This window comes from Sphingobacterium sp. GQ94, from assembly GCF_059758715.1.
In genome coordinates this window covers 247,533-264,903 of record NZ_JCAXEC010000004.1, presented here as the reverse complement: position 1 = coordinate 264,903, position 17,371 = coordinate 247,533, and the positions used below count along the sequence as shown (strand labels likewise).

Sequence of the window (17,371 nt, the reverse complement as noted above, 5' to 3'; positions counted from 1 at the left end):
ACAGCATAATCTGTCAAATTGACTTAATAAAAAGTATGGAATATTCCTTGATAGTGTATAACTGTAATTTATAAATGAAAAATAATAATTAAAAATATGCAAGAAGAGAAAGGTACAATTTCCATCCATACCGAGAACATCTTCCCGGTGATTAAGAAGTTTTTATACTCGGATAACGAGATCTTTTTACGTGAATTGGTTTCCAATTCTGTTGACGCTTCGCAAAAAATAAAACGCCTTGCTTCATTGGGCCAATATGCCGGTGAAGTGGGAGAGATTACAGTTGATATTCGTCTTGATGAAGAAGCGAAAACCATTACCATTTCAGATAACGGTATTGGTATGACTGCCGAAGAAATCAAAAAGTATATCAATCAGATTGCATTCTCGGGAGCTACTGAATTCATGGAGAAGTTTAAAGAAGCTAAAGATGCCAATGAAATTATTGGTCGTTTTGGTTTAGGTTTTTATTCTGCTTTCATGGTTGCAGACCAAGTCGAGATCGATACATTATCTTACCAAGAAGGTGCAGAGCCAGCACATTGGACTTGTGATGGCAGTACAACCTATGAGATTACCACTGGGAGCAGAAGTACACGAGGAACAGATGTAATTCTTCACATCAATGAAGAATCTTCCGAGTTTTTGAGCAAATCGAGAATTCAACAGATTCTAGACAAGTATGCGAAATTTTTACCAGTATCAGTTCGTTTTGGAACCAAATCTACCTCTGAATCGGATGGAGAGGATGAAGAAGGTAAACCAAAATATAAAACTGTAGAAGTTGATAATATTATCAACAATACGAATCCAGCCTGGACAAAGGCTCCTTCAGAACTCACTGATCAAGATTACTTGGATTTCTACCATGAATTATATCCATATTCTACGGATGAACCATTGTTTTGGATTCATTTAAATGTAGATTATCCATTTAATTTAACGGGTATACTTTATTTCCCTAAAATCAAAAACGAGTTAGAAATTCAACGTAATAAGATTAAATTATACTCTCGTCAAGTATTTATTACCGATGAGGTCAAGGATATTGTTCCAGAATTTTTGATGTTATTGCAAGGGGTGATTGATTCACCAGATATTCCATTGAATGTTTCAAGATCATTTTTACAGGCAGACGGTAATGTTAAGAAAATCAATAATTACATTACAAAAAAGGTTGCTGATAAATTACAGGAACTTTTCAAATCTGATCGTAAAGAGTTTGAGAAAAAATGGGATGACATTGGTCTATTCATTAAATACGGTATGTTAAGCGATGAGAAGTTTGCCGAAAAAGCAAATGAATTCTGTATGCTTAAAAACGTGGATGGAGGAGCATTTACCATAAAGGAATACTACGAGAAAGTAAAGGATATACAAGTCGATAAAGACGGTAACATCATATATATCTATACCAATGATAAAGCACAGCAAGATGGTTTCATTTCTTCAGCAAAAGCAAAAGATTATGATGTATTAAATTTAGATGGACCACTGGATACGCACTTTACGGGGTATTTAGAACAGAAGGGTGGAGAGAAGGTTCAATTGAAACGTGTGGATGCAGATGTAATCGATAAATTAATCCAAAAGGATGAAAAAATTGAACTTGTGCTTTCTGAAGAAGAAAGTAAAAAAGCAACTGAAATTTTCGAAAAAGCGATTTCTAGGGCAGATATGAAGGTTGAAGTGGATGCCTTGGCGGAAAATGACTTGCCGGTTTCTGTTACTTTGGACGAATTTATGCGCCGTATGAAAGATATGGCTAAAAATGGTGGGGGGATGGGTTTCTATGGAACTCTTCCGGATAATTATAAAGTTACCGTAAATGGCAATCACCCTTTAGTGAAACGAATTATTGAATCTCAAGATTCAGAGAGTGAGAAACTAGCAAAACAAGCTTTTGATCTTGCCTTACTCTCTAGGGGTTTGTTAACGGGCAGTGAACTTACCGCGTTTGTGAAACGCAGTGTAGATTTGATTTAATCAAAACTATTTATTTTTGATTTTGAATATGCCCTCAGATTGCTTTGTATATGCAATTTGAGGGCATTTGTATTGCGATTAGTTCTTCAGCTGATCATCATCAGATTTGAAGACCTAATTCAATTGTACATTTATTTCCCCATATCTACTTTTCAATAGCTCTGTTGATCAATTTATTAACCAACTAGTTTACTTTAGCATCATGAGAGCCCTGCGACGTTTTTCAATTCAAAAAATATGTTAGTTGTGTCAAAAAGTATTTCAAAATGCGGCCAAAAACATCGAATTTTTTATGAAGTTGCGGATTGGTTTCTAAGAGATTTTGAATTTCCTTCCATTTTTATCTCCCCCACAATTTTGAACTTGATCTATAATCAGTATTTAGGGTACAAAAAAAGCCTCTCATTGCTGAGAAGCTTTTTCGGGTAAGTAATGGGGCTCGAACCCACGACCCCTAGAACCACAATCTAGTGCTCTAACCAACTGAGCTATACCTACCGTGTTTTTGTGATACAAAAGTATGACTATTCTCTATATCCTCCAAATATTTTTCATTATATAAAAGCTTTAAATGTAGAAAAAGCTCATTTCTAAGAAGATATTTTTTTTAGAATACCTTCTAGCATTAAACAATCTAGTGAAATGGAGAATATTCTTTCTTTAAGTTGAAGTTTTTGACAAATGATTTGCTAATCCTTGGGTTTATAAACCAAAAGTATTCTTTATGTTTTTTTATTGCTCACACTTTTTTAACTATAATTAAAGAGAAAAAAGTGAAAAATTTTTAATTGATTGATTTTTTTGTTAAATTTCCATAACTTAAACTTTAATAGGGGTTTACGGATTTCAGTTCTTTCTTGTTTTTTGTTAAAATTGAAGCGGAATACTGTGTAAATCGAGCGTTTAAAAACTGATTAATAAATGTTTTTCTAAGTTTAATTTTTAGGCTAATATTAATTATATTTGAACTTTAACAGTTTGGATATGAAATTTTAACCCAAATTCTGAAATCATGTTATCAAAAAACATTTTAATAGACTCTACTTTAATTGGAACCATCCAGTTCTATGCTTATGTTTTTAATAATGAAGCAGGAAAAATAGGTTTTGGATTGTTTCCAAATGATGGACCGAAACCATTAGTTTATCTTTTGAACGCACATGGTACAAGAATCACTTTGCATTTTGAGGAAGATATTATTCTAAGAATTTGTCAACAGAGTCGTTATACTACTCAAGAAAGGAGATTGTTGTTTAAAGAATTCTTGGAATACGTAACACGCATGGAAAAGAAAGCATCTAGGATGATTTTTAAAGATACCAAAATGACCTATTTAGGGGATTCTAGAGAAGTGTTGAAATATAAACGACTGTATGTTCATTACGAGAATTCGGCTGTATCCTCTGTAAAAAACGTTCCTGTTTCTAAGTAACGTTTTTTAATTCAAAAAACGATTTTTTCAAAGCAAAAACAGCTTCCTGCATTTCTTTTGTATTTAAGTTGCCAAAACCAATTCGCATTCCATTGTAAAATTTGGTTTGATAAAGTAGCGTTCTTGGTATAAATAAATTGTTTATAAGTGCTTGCTGACTCAATTTCATTAGATTGATGGGGTTTTTCCAATTGACCCAAATTGCTAGCCCTCCGGTTGGCGGCTGAAAGATTAATTCATCTCCAAGCTCATCTGTTAGTAGGTTAACCATCTGATCTCTTCTTTCCCGGTATACTTTCAGTGATTTCTTCAGATGTCTATGAATAACGCCGTCCTCAATCATGTCTCCTAAAGCAAGTTCCATTAAAATATCGCCCTGACGATCTATTATGCCCAGATACTTTCTCATCTCAGTCATTAAGTTATTTGGGGCAACGATAAATCCAGTTCGAAATCCTGGAGCTAACGATTGTCCAAATGAACCAACATATATCACCATTCCATCCTGATCGTTACTGGCCAAGGGAAGTAGGGGCTGTTTGTCGTATTGGAAATCGTATGTATGATCATCTTCAAGGACAACGAATCCATATTTTTTTGCCAATTGCAGGACTTCCATTCTTCGCGAGGCGCTCAAACTTACTGTAGTAGGATAGTGTTGATGAGGTGTGAGGTATACCATGCGGACAGGGTGTTTTTGACAGAGCGATTCTAAGGCATTGGTGTTAATGCCATCCTGATCAATTGGAATAGTCAAAATTTTACTTCCCGATTTTTGAAACACCATATTGGCACAAAAGTAGCTCAACTCACCCACAACAACGATATCATCCTTTTGCAGAAGGATTTCACATATAATATATAAGCTCATTTCAATACTTCTTGTTATGAGAAGATTGTCGGGACTTATTTGTAATCCTCTAGAGAGTTGGAGATAATGAGTGAGTTGTTCTTTGAAATATTCACTTCCCTCATGATTGTAATAGCCCATTTTTGATCGATTACTTTTTCGTTTCATGTTTGAGCTGTATATTCTCGATAAATCATCGATTTGAGTAAGACGAATATCTGGACTGCCATCATTAAACATATACTCGCATTTGCTTATCTCAAAAGGGTTGTCAAGTAAAATGGATTTTTTAAAATTAAACCCAGTCTGTTTTGGATATGTTTTAAGCTCTGTTTTCTTAATCTTTACATCCGGGAGAATGGAAGCGACGAAACTCCCCTTGTTGGGTTTTATTTCTAACCATCCTTGAGAATACAGCTCTTCATAGCTTGCTGATATGGTGTTACGATGTACCATCAGTAGCTCGGCTAAAGTTCTGCTACCCAAAATTTTTGTTCCTGATTTAAGGTGCCCCCTAACAATTGCTTGGATGAATCCATTGGCAACCTGAAGGTAGATGGGCGTGACTGATGTTCGATCAATCTGAATAAAACTTCTATAAGGGATTTCAACCGGACTATTCATTATATTAAAACTGGTACCAAGTGATGGTCCGGCAAGATAGTATTTTTGATTTAAAATTAGAAATATGGAAGATATCCTGAAACAAATTATACGAAATGATCAATTGCATGCAAAATGGTTGAATACACTTTCCTATATGGAGAATGCAGGTGCAAAGAAAATTTCTGCTTGTGAGGATCCTGTGGAGACCTCCTTAATGCAATTGAAACATGCTGCCGAAGAACATCGGCATGCCTATTATCTAAAAAAACAATTAAAAAAATTAGGTGAACAGAATTGTAACTTTTATCGGAAAGAATCTTTACTTGGAGGAAGCAGTACTCAACATTATTTAAACCAATTGGACCTTTCTGTCTGTAGGTATCTAAAAAAACATTTTAACCTGGATAGAATAGCCTTAAAATATGCTGCCTACTTGCTAGTAACCTATGCAATAGAAATTCGGGCGGATCTTCTATACCCAATTTATCAAAGTTGTCTGGATACGTATGGATCCAAAGTTATGGTAAAATCAATCATTCTCGAAGAACAAGGTCATCTAGAGGAAATGACTCAACAATTAAAAGACTTTGATACTGATTGGGAAATTCATGCGAATAATGCACTTCAATTTGAACATCAGCTACATGAAAGATGGATTCTTTCAATAAAAGAGGAAATATTCAGAGCAATTGAACCTATTAATACCCATGTATAACAATTTAGGATTAAGACAAAAGTCTGCTGGTTTTCGGGATCTAAACCGTACACCAAGAGGGATTGATTTTTACTCTAACGATTATTTAGGATTAAGCAAAAACCGTGACTTTCAAGACAGACTACATACTACCTTACGAAATCATCCTACTTCCATTATGGGGTCAACTGGTTCTCGGTTAATTAGTGGAAATTCTTTGGTGAAAATGGATGTTGAGGACTACATAGCCAGCATCCATCGCGCTGAAAAGGGATTATTATTTCCAACGGGTTACGCTGCAAATTTAGCGTTGTTTTCTAGTGTAGTTAAAAAGAATGATGTTGTGTTAATGGATGAAAAAGTTCACCGATCAGTCTATGATGGTTGTCGACTCTCAATGGGGCAAAGATGGAAATTCAAACATAATGACTTAAATCATTTGAGCGATTTATTAAACAGAGCTTATCAAAGAAAATACAATGAGATCTATATTGCCATTGAAAGCCTATATTCTATGGAAGGTGATCTTGCACCTATTCAAAACATACTCGAATTATCAAGACCATATGGGGCAAAACTAATTGTAGATGAGGCCCATGCGATTGGTGTTTTTGGGCTGGGTCTCGTTCAGCAATTGGGATTGGAACAACAGGTTTTTGTTCGGATGATAGGGTACGGAAAAGCAATGGGTGTTTACGGAGCTTCTCTAGTAGGTCCCAAGAGTTTGATTGACTATTTAGTTAATTTTGCCTCCCCATTTATCTACAGCACAGCAATTCCGGATTTTCAAGCCTTAGCGATTAAAGAATCCTATACGTTTGTCTTAGAAAATCCCGAAATATTAAAGAATTTAAATGCGCTGATCAAATTATTTAGGGAAAATAGTCCATCAAATATTGCGGATCAGGTAAGCCCAATTCAGCCAGTTTTTTTTTCGGATCTACGTCGAGCCAAAGACATGGTTGAAAAGTTAGCCCAGCACGGCATGAATAGCTATGCTGTTTGTGCACCAACGGTTCCCATTGGAAAAGAGCGGATTAGAATAACTTTACATGCTTTTAATACCCAGCAAGAAATTAGGCAATTGATCAAGATAATAGAAGGGGTGCACTATGAATAAATCTTTTTTTGTAACTGGAATCGGAACCTCGATCGGGAAGACAATCTGCTCCGCTGCTTTGGTTAAATTGTGGGATGCAGCGTATTGGAAACCTATTCAATCGGGCGACCTTGATCGTAGTGATTCGATGATGATTCGTCGTTTGCTTTCTTCAGATACCAAGATTCATCAACCTAGATTTGAATTGAAAAATCCGTTTTCTCCTCATTACTCAGCTGAGTTGGATCAATTGCATATTTCGCTATCTGACTTTCATAAACCCGAGGAATCAAGTGATAAAGCCCTAATCATAGAGGGAGCAGGAGGGTTATTTGTCCCTTTAAACGATAAAGATTTTATCATTGACCTTATTGAGTACTTACAGACTCCGGTGATTTTAGTTTGTCAGGATTATTTGGGTTGTATCAACCATAGTTTATTATCCATGTTTGCTCTGAAACAAAAGGAGATTGATTTTCCTTATCTGGTGCTCAATGGGAAATTCATGGAATCATCTAAACGAATTTTACTAGCAAATAAACCCATTGAAACCCAAGTTATTGAGATTCCTTGGCTTGAAAAATTGGATGAACATAATTTGTTAAAGGCAGTCAAAGAAATTAAGATAAAGGAATATTGACACGTGAATCACTATAATTAATACAATGAAAATAAGACATAATTGGACAAAGGAGGAAGTAACCCAACTTTACCATAAAGCAGTACTTGAATTGGTTTATCAAGCAGCAACTGTTCACCGGGAATTTCATAAGGCAAATGAAGTACAGATATCAACTTTATTGTCGGTAAAAACAGGAGGATGCCCTGAGGATTGTTCATATTGTGGACAGGCAGCAAGATATCAAACAGATATTAATGTTCAAGCACTCTTGCCGACCCAAACGGTGCTTGCACATGCTAGAAAGGCAAAAAAAAATGGATCAACTAGGTTTTGTATGGCTGCTGCCTGGCGAGAGGTGAGGGATAACAGGGATTTCGATCGAATTATTGAAATGGTAGAGGGGGTAAATGAGTTAGGCCTTGAGGTTTGTTGTACTTTGGGTATGCTTACGGAAAATCAAGCTATACGACTTCAACAGGCTGGACTTTATGCCTATAACCATAATTTGGATACTTCGGAAGAATATTATGATGAAATAATTTCCACTCGAAAGTTTGATAACCGTTTACAAACAATTCAAAATGTAAGAAAAGCTGGAATAACAGTATGTTCAGGCGGAATTATAGGATTAGGAGAGGGGGTTGACGATCGTATTTCTATGTTGAGAACCTTGGCTAATATGCCTGTGCATCCAGAATCTGTTCCTATTAATGCTCTTGCTAGAGTGCCAGGAACTCCTTTAGCGGATTTACCTAAAGTTGATGTTTGGGACATGGTTCGGATGATTGCATGTGCCCGGATTATGATGCCTTCCTCCATGGTCAGATTAAGTGCAGGAAGAATAGAAATGAACGAATCGGAGCAAGCTTGGTGTTTTATGGCTGGAGCGAATTCAATATTTTCTGCTGAGAACAAAACCCTTTTGGTTACTCCCAATCCTGATTTAAATCAAGATCTCCAAATGCTTTTTAACTTGGGATTGAGTCCTATGGTCACAAAACAAAATTAAATTACTATGCAACAAAGTTTAATTCAGCGAGATCTGGAAGTAAACTGGCACCCTTATAGCCAAATGAAAACCACGGTGCATCTCCCAATTGTAAAAGGAGAAGGTTCTTTGTTATTCGATTGCAATGGAAAGAGTTATCTGGATATGATTTCCAGTTGGTGGGTTAACCTTCATGGACATGCTCATCCCTATATTGCTCAAAAGATGTTTGAGCAGCTCATGACCCTAGAGCAAGTAATTTTTGCCGGATTCACTCATCCTTTAGCTATTGAACTCTCTGAAAGACTCCTTGCATTACTACCCCAAAACCAGCAAAAAGTATTCTATTCCGACAATGGCTCAACTGCTGTTGAGGTCGCTCTGAAAATGTGTATTCAATTAGCGTATAATCAAGGTGAAAACAAAAATAAAATTTTGGCTTTTAAAAATGGATATCATGGCGATACTTTCGGAGCCATGTCTGTGAGCCAAAGAGGTACCTGGACTGCACCATTTGCAGATATGTTATTTGAGGTAATTTTTATAGAGACACCCCATCAAAAAAATATAGAAAATTTAAAAGAAATAATTGACCAACATGTCAATCAAATTGCCTGCTTTATTTATGAACCCTTAGTCCAAGGAGCTGCTGGGATGCTCATGCATGATGCTGAAGATCTTTCTGAGCTTTTGAAATATTGCCGGCAGAGAGAAATCCTGCTAATTCAAGACGAAGTATTTGTTGGCTTTGGCCGAACAGGTACTCTTTTCGCAGCTGATAGGCTGAGCCAACCAGCTGATATTATGTGTTTCTCTAAGGGACTAACAGGTGGGACTCTAGCGATGGGTATTACCACCTGTAGCAATGCGATCTATCAAGCATTTTATTCAGATGAGAAATCGAAGGCACTATTTCATGGACATTCATTTACGGCAAACCCTGTGGCCTGTGCCGCAGCGCTAGCAAGCTTAGATTTATTGCTTGAAAAGAATACGCAGAACCAAATAAAAAGGATTGCCAACCAGCAAAAATCTTTTGCAAACTTTATTAAAAACTCTTCCAAGCTTGAAAATGTCCGCCAATTAGGAACAATATTGGCCATGGACTTCAAGCAGGATCATGGAGCTTCTTATTTTAGCCCAATACAAGAATCCTTGTATACTAGATTTATTGAAAAGGGTATTTTGATTAGACCGCTAGGGAATGTCATTTATCTGCTACCACCATATTGCACATCAGAGAAAGAGCTTAATTTTGTATATACTTCTATTCTGGAATTGCTTGAAGAGGGGTGAATATTTCCTAGGGAATAAGAAGCCTTTGTTTTCATTCACAAAATGAGGGCTTCTTATTCTTAATCTGGATTGAGAACCTTTATAATGTATTCATCAAATGGACTAACTAAGGTGTTCTTTCAATATCAATCAATGCTATAGTTTTGCCAATTTTCTTTTGAATTACCCCAAAGTGGTGCAATTCATGTAAAGAAAGCAGTGATATCGCCTCTCCGGGATTCTCTGCCCGGCCCGTTCTACCAATTCTGTGAATATAATCTTTGGGTGAGCGTGGTAATTCATAATTAATGACAAACGGTAGGAAACTGATGTCAATCCCACGGCCCATCAAATCAGTAGCTACCAATACCCTTAGTTTTCCAGTCTTAAAATGTGCTAAGGATTCAGTCCTGGAACCTTGACTTTTCTTGCTATGAATGGCTCTGGCATCAATGTTATTCTTTTTAAGTTTATTGACAATTGCATCGACTTGATGAACCGATGAAGCAAAAACCAAAACTTGTTTCATATTTTGGTTTTCAATAAGGTAACGTAGATATGGACCTTTTTTTTCAGCAGGCATTAGGTAGGCAATCTGTTTGATAAGATCTATCGAATCTTCTTCTTGCTCAATTTGAATAATTGTTGGATTCTGTAGTATAAGTTGTTGGATCCCTTGCAGTTCGGTACTTAAGGTCGCGGAAAAAAGAATGTTTTGACGCTTCTTTGGTAATTGTGCAAAGATCTTGTCCATTTCATCCTTGAACCCAAGATTCAGCATTTTATCCGCCTCATCCAGGACTAATGTCTCTATACTGGATAGATGTACTGCATTATTCGCTATAAGTTCCAGAAGTCTTCCAGGGGTTGCTACCAGGATGTTAATGCCTTGCATACCCTTCATTTGCGGGTTGATGGAAACACCACCGTAAACGGCTAAGGTTTTCACGGGTTGGACTAAGGTGAGACTGAAATTTTTGAATGTTTCTTTTACCTGTTCTGCTAATTCTCTAGTGGGCACTAGTACCAGAATATTGGCGTGACGGTTTTTGACACCGATGTTTTCCTGTAGGCTCATTAAAAGTGGCAATACGTAAGCGGCAGTTTTTCCTGAGCCAGTTTTAGCGATTCCAAGCACATCTTTTTTATCTAAAATGGCAGGTATAGCAGCTTGCTGGATAGGAGTAGGAACTGTATATTGCTGATTTTCTAATGCTTTTAATAAAATCGGGGATATACCTAAGGATGCAAATGACATATAATTTCTTTTATGCAAAAATAGACAAATATCACGAGCAACAGCATTTTATTAAGATAGGTGTGCATAATTCTGAATGATGATCCCATTAAGCTCTAGAGAGAAATAGTGTGACCGATATTCAACTGCTTATATGTTATTCACATTTTATGCCCTAAAGAAGCAATCTTCTCAGGGGATTGATTATAACAAAGAAATAAAGTGTAAATTTTGCTAATATTGTTAGTTTAAATTGAAATAAATATTTTATCTTTATCTATAGGACAATTGATGTCCAATGGAATAAATTAATGCGTAAATCTTATATTATTAAATTTTTTGCCCTATGATGGCAGGTCATTTACGGCAAAAATTAAAAAATACATCATCTAATGGATGCAACTATATCGACCTTGTACCAATCTGATTTTTATCGAATCCTTGATTTTAAATGTCGCTGTATAGAATGTGTCACTTCTAAGCCTGAATATGTAGATACTTTCTCCATTAGTTTTGTGCGAAAAGGTAATTTTCTATTTAATGTTTTTAGGAATTCTTTTGATGCACATACGGGTCGTGTACTCATCACCAAACCAGGCTACGAACACACGGTAACTCATACCCATGAAATTCCTGATGAATGTACTATTATCGAATTTAATCATGAGTTTTATGAAAAATTAAACGAACATTACCGGAATCATCAATTCTTCGTTGACCACGACATACATTCGCTCCAAATTAATACAACATCAGATACGGAATTCCTGCATTACTATCTTATCTCTAGGGTATTGTCCAACCGTGTCAATAGGTTGGACATGGATCAGATTGTTATGGAGATTATTGAAAAAACATTAGACTTTGTGACCTCCACAAAACAAATTTTAATTTCATCACGTTTAAAAATGAACCATCTCAGCACTGTAGAAAGAGCAAAAGACTACATGATGCGTAATTTTGCAGAAGATATATCATTGACCAGAATTGCACAGGTGTGCTGCGTGAGTTTATTTCATTTTAGCCGAATTTTTAAAACATTTACCGGGGACTCTCCGCACGCCTTTTTATTATCCCTCAGACTTAAAAATGCAGAAGTCCTACTGAGAGTTTCCTCACTTCCTGTTACCAATATTGCCTTCCTTTCAGGCTTTAACAGTCTTGAGCATTTTTCTACCTCCTTTGCCGAGCGATTCGGTAATGCACCACAAAAATATAGAACGATGAGCCGAATTTATGAGTAAATGACCGCTTAAAAGAGCAAGAAACCTAAAGTCTTTTTCTGATTCAGCATTTATTTTTGTTTAACATTAAACTCAAAAATAATGAAAGAAAAACTCTTAGACACAGTGGGTAGAGCAAAGGATTATACCCTAAAGGTTGCTCAGGCAATGCCCGAAAAGGATTACACATTTAAACCAGTGGGCGCTGCTTGGAACTTTGCTGAATTATTAAATCATATTGGCTATGGTATACAATGGTGGAAAACGAATTATCTACTGGCAACGGAAACTCCGTGGGATCCACCGTTAGCAAAGGAGAATAAAGATGATGTTCTAGAATATCTTGAGCAGATGTTTATAGAACTAGAAAAAACCTGCCAAGGTCTTTCCTTGAGTCATGAAAATGAACAGATTGGATTACTTGCCACTTTGGATCATGTGACTCACCATCGCGGACAAGCCGCCCTTTATTTGAGGTGCCGTGGAATTATTCCACCTGAATATATCTATTAATCTAATTAAAAATTGTCATGTCAGCATTCTATATTATCAGTTATGATGTAATTGATCAACAAGGTTATGCGTTATACGCAAATGAAGTGGCTAAGTTACTCCCAAGTTATGGGGCCTCCATTCTTTTTTCTGATAACCAGGCCCTCACGGTGGAAGGAGTTCACAGTCAGGTGAACGCAATTGTCGTTTTTCCTACCAAAGAACTTGCTTTGGATTGTTATCATTCTGATGAATACAAGGAAATCAAGAAAATACGATTACGATCTGTAAGAAATAATCGTTTTGTATTGGCTACTGATTAGAGTCGAAGAACCAGCTTTATGGAATACAACTATAGACTTTGTTCAATGACTTAATCCACCGAACCGTACAGTTTAGGTTTGTTGGAAATAGTTATATGTATACCCTTTATGATATATTCTTTTTTTACCTATATCATAAAGGGTATAATTGGGTATGACCTTATTTGCCTAACTTAAGATCAGCTTATTCCATTTTGCGCAGGATCCTAGGATAATAATACCCCAGACTAAGTGCTCGAACGAGAATAAAAAGTATAAAGGCGATCCACAGACCAGTGTTGTGATACTCACTGGTTAGTAGAAAGGAGGATATCAGGAAGATAGCGAGTGAAATAAGGGTGGCATTTCTCATTTCTGTACTGCGGGTAACCCCAATGAAGATGCCATCTAATTGAAAAGCAGCAAATGAAATCAATATATAGATTGCGGCATAAAGAATATGGTTGGAAGCAAGAGTTTGTATCTGGGCATCTTTGCTTAATAGCGAAATTAGTAGATCACCTAAAGCATATATCGATATCGAAAGGATTAGTGCAGTAATTGCAGCCAAGATGCTCGAGTGCTTAACCTCCTGGATAAAAAGTGCTTTATTTTTAGCTCCATAGGCACGACCAGCTAGCATTTCTGCCACGTGGGCATAACCATCTAAGAAGAAAGCCGAAAGGGAGACAAATTGGAGCAATACGTGATTTGCCGCCAAGGTATAATCGCCAAATTTAGCTCCTTGATTAGCAAACCAAGCAAACCCGCTAATGAGTGCTAATGTTCGGATCATGATGTCAGAATTCACTTTCATCAGTGCACTCAACTTTTTCTTATTTAAAACATCAGACCATACCTCGCGCAACCGATCAAAGGGTTTTGGTAGCTCCATTTTTCTAATGATGAGATAAAAAGCAAAAAATAAACAAATCCATTCGGCAAGGACAGTTCCCAAGGCGATGCCCTTCACACCCATGTCGAATCGAAGGACAAATAAGATGTTCAAAATGATATTAAGTATGTTTAGAAAAAGTTGTGCCCATAGCATCTGCCGAGTCCATCCCATACCAATAAATGTTCCCATCAGTGAGAAAGTAATGAGCGTTGCTGGTGCTCCCCAGATGCGGATATAGAAATAATCAGCAACCATTTGCTTTATCTCTTGACTTGCACTTAATAGCAGGATAGCAGTCTCACCAATCAATTTTTGAAAGACAATCAAGAGGAGTCCAATCATTAGTCCTAAAAGAATAGATCGAAAGAACATCGTATGCAATTCGCTTTTTTGTTGAGAGCCTGCCGCTTGGGCAATAAAACCAGTGGTTCCCATGCGTAAAAAACCAAAAGCCCAATACACAAAATTAAAGACCAAACTTGCCAGGGCAATTGCACCTAGATCAGCGGCCGAACCAGTTTGACCAATCATCGCAGTATCGGCCAAGCCTAAAAGTGGCACTGAAGCATTGGCTAAAATAACAGGAATCGCCAATTTGATGATGTGTTTATAATTTTGATGAATCATCTAGTTTGTTTTTCTTTTTGTGGTCCTATTCTAGGTTCGTTAATTTGATGTTATTAAATGTCTCAGCAAGCATTTATGGTATTAATAAGACAGAAAAAATCGCGGATTATACGGTTACCAACATTGGGCTTCACCCAAAGTATTTCTGGAGCGTTAATAAACGAAATATTGAATGCAACATCCCTATACTAATATATCAAAATTGTTAAGTTTTCTCAGAGATTAGCAGAAGTTTCAAACAATTATATACCGCTAATGTTTATACTGACAACGCCTTATTGTGAGTTTGAGCTTCACTTTTCACAAGATATTAAATGTAAAAATTAATTCATGAGACATATGCATTATTTAATAGTTATATTGATAACTCTTTTTTTGGGTTGTCAATCTGCCACAACGCCAAAATCCGTAAATGAGGATACAACGGCGGTAAGTGATTCTAGAACGATGATGGATGACGCAGAATTAGTCTCTAACGATTCCATAATTGAATTGACCTTAACACATTCTGGACAGACACTCTCCACAGAATTGCATCACACGTATCAGCGAATTCACATTCTAGTACCCAATGTGCAAAGCGATAGTCTGATTGGAAAATTAAATTTGCCTGGTGAGAATAGAAATGTTTACATCAGCACCATTAAAATGCCTGATAACCAAACGGATGGTCCATTTGGGAATGAGATTCGCTATGCCATTAAAAAGAACGGAAACTATACCCTAATAATTGGTCCCAATACTAGGGCAGAAGGGATGCCTTTGGGAATTGTGGAGATTAGAGTTGATCTGAAATAACGCGTGAGCAAAAAAAAGGTGTTTTCTATTGCCCTTAAAATGTGAAAAATTTCGTGTTAAATCAAAAGTCTATAAACTTTTGATTTTCTTACCATTTGTTAAATGCTAATCTAAAATAGCCTCTTTATCTTTGAGTGTCAAAAAATATAACATGAAAGAAAAAGTTTTACTAACCGGTATTTCCGGTTTTCTTGGTTCTCACACAGCTATTCAATTATTGGAAAAAGGCTATCAGGTCATTGGAACTATGCGTAATTTGGACCGGTCAGAATCTATAAAGAAGCTCATAGGCTCGCAGGTGAATAATACGGAAAATCTGAGTTTTGTTCAAGCAGAATTATCTGATGAAAAAATATGGCTAACATTAACAAAGGGCATAGATTATATACAACATATAGCCTCCCCATTTCCACGGGAATTACCTAAACATGAGAATGATCTTATTCTGCCTGCCAAAAATGGAATGTTGAATATCCTAAAAGCCGCTTCCTATAATCAAGTAAAAAGGGTCGTGATTACCTCATCCTCCAGCGCTGTCCTTTATGGTAAACCAAAAGGCCAACAAAGTGGAACATTTGATGAAACAACCTGGACAGATATAAGAAATCATTCAGACACGACGCCTTATTTTCGCAGCAAGACCTTAGCTGAAAAGGCAGCTTGGGAATTTATGGAAAAAGATCAATCAGGCATGGAGCTGGTTGCGGTTTTACCAGGAGCAATATTAGGACCTGTTTTAGAGGATGATTTTGGTACCTCAGCGAATATTATATTAAAAATGTTGGACTCAAGTATGCCAGCGGTTCCTAAAATAGGGTTTGATTTGGTTGATGTGCGTTCTGTGGCTGATATGCTTATTCGGGCTATGGAAATTCCTGAAGCAGCAGGGGAACGCTTTTTAAGTTCCGCAGGTTTTTTATCGTTTAGTGATATATCAGCAATCCTTCGTGCAAATTTCCCGGAAAGAAAAATTCCAAAAAAATTATTACCAGATTTTATCACCAAGATTTTGGGTTTATTTGATAAATCTCTAGCACCAGTTCTTTTAGATTTGGGAATAGAAAGGAAAGTAAATGGCCACAAAGCAATGCAGATGCTGCAATGGGAGCCAAAACAAAATAAAGAAGCTGTTATTGCTTGTGCAGAAAGTTTGATTAAATTAGGTCTAGTAAAATAATAGAAGGAAAAGAATCACCATGGAAAATCTGAGAAAAGTCTTAAGTTTTGGCGGCATATTGCAGGAGCAAGAAATAATAAAAATCACGGAAAACTTTGAAACAAAGATAGTAAAACCTGGTGATCATTTCTTTTCAGCTGGGCAGATATGTGATAAACTCGGTTTTATCGCCCAAGGCGTATTTCGAGTATATATCTCTAATGATGAATGCAAGGAAGCAACCAAATATTTCATGCGTAAAAATCAGTTCATGATGGATATTGAGAGTTTCTATAACAATACGCCAACGGACTCAGCCATTCAGGCCTTAACCGAGAGTAGATTGTTAATCATTGATCGAACTACTTGGATTAAACTCAACGAATCATTTCCTAAGTTATTCATCTTGACAAAAAGTTTAACAGAATCTGCATTGATGAATAAAATCAAGGACAATGATTTTTTGCACTTTGGTACAGCAAAACAAAAATATGAAGAATTTGTTAAGCGTTACCCTGATTTAGTACTTTCAGTCCCTCAGCAACACATTGCTTCCTTCTTGCAGATTACTCCTCAGTCCCTCAGTCGGATTCGGAAAAATGCGTAAAGATCTTTAAAAGTCCTATTTCAGAATGGGCTGTTTTGAACGATATGATTTATCGGGAATTTTTGTTCCGTCAAATTTGGATCATTTGCATTTTCTTCAGCCAGCTCTTGAGATACTCTTCAGTTACTTGCTCAAATACAATTCACACTCATTTGCACATTCTCGGCAGCTTTTTGCGCACATTTGACAATGTTCGTGCTCATGCTTTTCACATTCCATGGCACATGTAATACAGATTTGTATACAAAGTTTCAAAGCATCCGATGAACCTAGTCCCAGTTGAAATAATCTAGCGGTGGTACGACAAACAGATGCACAAGCTAAATCTCCACGGATGCAGGAGGCCATATGCTCTAGATCTTTCTCCTTTAAACAGGAAGCTGAGCAGTGATCACAGGCATTGATGCATGCGTTCAGGCTGTTTAATAATTTATTTAACGTTTCCATAGTAGATGATTTTTCATGTACTGAATTTTCTA

17 protein-coding genes and 1 tRNA gene are annotated in these 17,371 nt (G+C 36.6%); 13 read left to right on the top strand and 5 right to left on the bottom strand.

All coding sequences use genetic code 11. From position 1 onward, the window contains the following. Positions 1 to 96 precede the first annotated feature (96 nt). Complete coding sequence (htpG, locus tag AC6CHH_RS06275) at positions 97 to 1,986, top strand: molecular chaperone HtpG (protein WP_498280877.1); 1,890 nt, start codon at positions 97 to 99, stop codon at positions 1,984 to 1,986. 424 nt (positions 1,987 to 2,410) lie between these two features. Here htpG and AC6CHH_RS06270 read toward each other — a convergent pair. Beyond that, positions 2,411 to 2,484 (bottom strand) — tRNA-His (locus tag AC6CHH_RS06270). A 514-nt stretch (positions 2,485 to 2,998) separates the two neighbouring features. Here AC6CHH_RS06270 and AC6CHH_RS06265 point away from each other — a divergent pair. Further along, positions 2,999 to 3,418 (top strand): hypothetical protein, encoded by a 420-nt coding sequence (locus tag AC6CHH_RS06265; protein ID WP_498280875.1) that lies wholly within the window; start codon positions 2,999 to 3,001, stop codon positions 3,416 to 3,418. Here the strand turns inward: AC6CHH_RS06265 and AC6CHH_RS06260 are convergent. Beyond that, the gene (locus AC6CHH_RS06260) at positions 3,411 to 4,892 is read right to left on the bottom strand and encodes an aminotransferase-like domain-containing protein (protein ID WP_498280873.1); all 1,482 of its coding nucleotides are present in this window, start codon (positions 4,890 to 4,892) and stop codon (positions 3,411 to 3,413) included. The genes AC6CHH_RS06265 and AC6CHH_RS06260 overlap by 8 nt on opposite strands. 64 nt (positions 4,893 to 4,956) lie before the next feature. Between AC6CHH_RS06260 and AC6CHH_RS06255 the strand changes: the two genes are divergently transcribed. From AC6CHH_RS06255 to bioA, 5 genes are read left to right on the top strand one after another with little or no spacing between them, the layout of a single operon-like run. Then, the gene (locus AC6CHH_RS06255; RefSeq protein ID WP_498280871.1) at positions 4,957 to 5,589 is read left to right on the top strand and encodes a hypothetical protein; all 633 of its coding nucleotides are present in this window, start codon (positions 4,957 to 4,959) and stop codon (positions 5,587 to 5,589) included. After that, complete coding sequence (locus AC6CHH_RS06250) at positions 5,582 to 6,688, top strand: aminotransferase class I/II-fold pyridoxal phosphate-dependent enzyme (protein ID WP_498280869.1); 1,107 nt, start codon at positions 5,582 to 5,584, stop codon at positions 6,686 to 6,688. Before AC6CHH_RS06255 ends, AC6CHH_RS06250 begins: the two co-directional genes overlap by 8 nt. Beyond that, positions 6,681 to 7,307, top strand: a complete 627-nt coding sequence (gene bioD / locus AC6CHH_RS06245; RefSeq protein WP_498280867.1) for a dethiobiotin synthase — start codon at positions 6,681 to 6,683, stop codon at positions 7,305 to 7,307. Before AC6CHH_RS06250 ends, bioD begins: the two co-directional genes overlap by 8 nt. 25 nt (positions 7,308 to 7,332) lie before the next feature. Beyond that, positions 7,333 to 8,298, top strand: coding sequence for a biotin synthase BioB (bioB, locus tag AC6CHH_RS06240; RefSeq protein WP_498280865.1), 966 nt, complete (start codon positions 7,333 to 7,335; stop codon positions 8,296 to 8,298). Between the two features lie 6 nt (positions 8,299 to 8,304). Next, the gene (gene bioA / locus AC6CHH_RS06235; protein WP_498280863.1) at positions 8,305 to 9,573 is read left to right on the top strand and encodes an adenosylmethionine--8-amino-7-oxononanoate transaminase; all 1,269 of its coding nucleotides are present in this window, start codon (positions 8,305 to 8,307) and stop codon (positions 9,571 to 9,573) included. A gap of 106 nt (positions 9,574 to 9,679) precedes the next feature. Here the strand turns inward: bioA and AC6CHH_RS06230 are convergent, their stop codons facing one another. Further along, complete coding sequence (locus AC6CHH_RS06230) at positions 9,680 to 10,810, bottom strand: DEAD/DEAH box helicase (RefSeq protein WP_498280861.1); 1,131 nt, start codon at positions 10,808 to 10,810, stop codon at positions 9,680 to 9,682. A gap of 371 nt (positions 10,811 to 11,181) precedes the next feature. Between AC6CHH_RS06230 and AC6CHH_RS06225 the strand changes: the two genes are divergently transcribed. From AC6CHH_RS06225 to AC6CHH_RS06215, 3 genes are all read left to right on the top strand, one after another. Next, a complete protein-coding gene (locus tag AC6CHH_RS06225; RefSeq protein WP_498280859.1) occupies positions 11,182 to 12,033 on the top strand; it encodes a helix-turn-helix domain-containing protein in 852 nt (283 codons plus the stop codon). An 81-nt stretch (positions 12,034 to 12,114) separates the two neighbouring features. Then, the gene (locus AC6CHH_RS06220) at positions 12,115 to 12,525 is read left to right on the top strand and encodes a DinB family protein (protein ID WP_498280857.1); all 411 of its coding nucleotides are present in this window, start codon (positions 12,115 to 12,117) and stop codon (positions 12,523 to 12,525) included. A gap of 17 nt (positions 12,526 to 12,542) precedes the next feature. Then, positions 12,543 to 12,827: a DUF1330 domain-containing protein gene (locus AC6CHH_RS06215; protein ID WP_498280855.1), complete on the top strand. Its 285-nt coding sequence runs from the start codon at positions 12,543 to 12,545 to the stop codon at positions 12,825 to 12,827. Between the two features lie 184 nt (positions 12,828 to 13,011). On the opposite strand, the gene AC6CHH_RS06210 is transcribed toward AC6CHH_RS06215, so the two are convergent. Next, on the bottom strand, positions 13,012 to 14,331 hold the full coding sequence (locus AC6CHH_RS06210; RefSeq protein WP_498280853.1) for an MATE family efflux transporter: 1,320 nt from the start codon (positions 14,329 to 14,331) through the stop codon (positions 13,012 to 13,014). Positions 14,332 to 14,670: 339 nt separating this feature from the next. Between AC6CHH_RS06210 and AC6CHH_RS06205 the strand changes: the two genes are divergently transcribed. From AC6CHH_RS06205 to AC6CHH_RS06195, 3 genes are all read left to right on the top strand, one after another. Beyond that, on the top strand, positions 14,671 to 15,129 hold the full coding sequence (locus AC6CHH_RS06205) for a hypothetical protein (RefSeq protein WP_498280851.1): 459 nt from the start codon (positions 14,671 to 14,673) through the stop codon (positions 15,127 to 15,129). Between the two features lie 151 nt (positions 15,130 to 15,280). After that, complete coding sequence (locus AC6CHH_RS06200; RefSeq protein WP_498280849.1) at positions 15,281 to 16,306, top strand: SDR family oxidoreductase; 1,026 nt, start codon at positions 15,281 to 15,283, stop codon at positions 16,304 to 16,306. 19 nt (positions 16,307 to 16,325) lie between these two features. After that, the gene (locus AC6CHH_RS06195) at positions 16,326 to 16,892 is read left to right on the top strand and encodes a Crp/Fnr family transcriptional regulator (RefSeq protein ID WP_498280847.1); all 567 of its coding nucleotides are present in this window, start codon (positions 16,326 to 16,328) and stop codon (positions 16,890 to 16,892) included. Between the two features lie 123 nt (positions 16,893 to 17,015). Here AC6CHH_RS06195 and AC6CHH_RS06190 read toward each other — a convergent pair whose 3' ends face one another. Beyond that, complete coding sequence (locus tag AC6CHH_RS06190) at positions 17,016 to 17,339, bottom strand: four-helix bundle copper-binding protein (RefSeq protein ID WP_498280845.1); 324 nt, start codon at positions 17,337 to 17,339, stop codon at positions 17,016 to 17,018. Positions 17,340 to 17,371 lie beyond the last annotated feature (32 nt).

Coding starts and splice junctions, on each gene's coding strand:
- htpG (WP_498280877.1), top strand. CDS start 97: ATGCAAGAAGAGAAAGGTACAATTTCCATCCATACCGAGAACATCTTC.
- AC6CHH_RS06265 (WP_498280875.1), top strand. CDS start 2,999: ATGTTATCAAAAAACATTTTAATAGACTCTACTTTAATTGGAACCATC.
- AC6CHH_RS06260 (WP_498280873.1), bottom strand. CDS start 4,892: ATGAATAGTCCGGTTGAAATCCCTTATAGAAGTTTTATTCAGATTGAT.
- AC6CHH_RS06255 (WP_498280871.1), top strand. CDS start 4,957: ATGGAAGATATCCTGAAACAAATTATACGAAATGATCAATTGCATGCA.
- AC6CHH_RS06250 (WP_498280869.1), top strand. CDS start 5,582: ATGTATAACAATTTAGGATTAAGACAAAAGTCTGCTGGTTTTCGGGAT.
- bioD (WP_498280867.1), top strand. CDS start 6,681: ATGAATAAATCTTTTTTTGTAACTGGAATCGGAACCTCGATCGGGAAG.
- bioB (WP_498280865.1), top strand. CDS start 7,333: ATGAAAATAAGACATAATTGGACAAAGGAGGAAGTAACCCAACTTTAC.
- bioA (WP_498280863.1), top strand. CDS start 8,305: ATGCAACAAAGTTTAATTCAGCGAGATCTGGAAGTAAACTGGCACCCT.
- AC6CHH_RS06230 (WP_498280861.1), bottom strand. CDS start 10,810: ATGTCATTTGCATCCTTAGGTATATCCCCGATTTTATTAAAAGCATTA.
- AC6CHH_RS06225 (WP_498280859.1), top strand. CDS start 11,182: ATGGATGCAACTATATCGACCTTGTACCAATCTGATTTTTATCGAATC.
- AC6CHH_RS06220 (WP_498280857.1), top strand. CDS start 12,115: ATGAAAGAAAAACTCTTAGACACAGTGGGTAGAGCAAAGGATTATACC.
- AC6CHH_RS06215 (WP_498280855.1), top strand. CDS start 12,543: ATGTCAGCATTCTATATTATCAGTTATGATGTAATTGATCAACAAGGT.
- AC6CHH_RS06210 (WP_498280853.1), bottom strand. CDS start 14,331: ATGATTCATCAAAATTATAAACACATCATCAAATTGGCGATTCCTGTT.
- AC6CHH_RS06205 (WP_498280851.1), top strand. CDS start 14,671: ATGCATTATTTAATAGTTATATTGATAACTCTTTTTTTGGGTTGTCAA.
- AC6CHH_RS06200 (WP_498280849.1), top strand. CDS start 15,281: ATGAAAGAAAAAGTTTTACTAACCGGTATTTCCGGTTTTCTTGGTTCT.
- AC6CHH_RS06195 (WP_498280847.1), top strand. CDS start 16,326: ATGGAAAATCTGAGAAAAGTCTTAAGTTTTGGCGGCATATTGCAGGAG.
- AC6CHH_RS06190 (WP_498280845.1), bottom strand. CDS start 17,339: ATGGAAACGTTAAATAAATTATTAAACAGCCTGAACGCATGCATCAAT.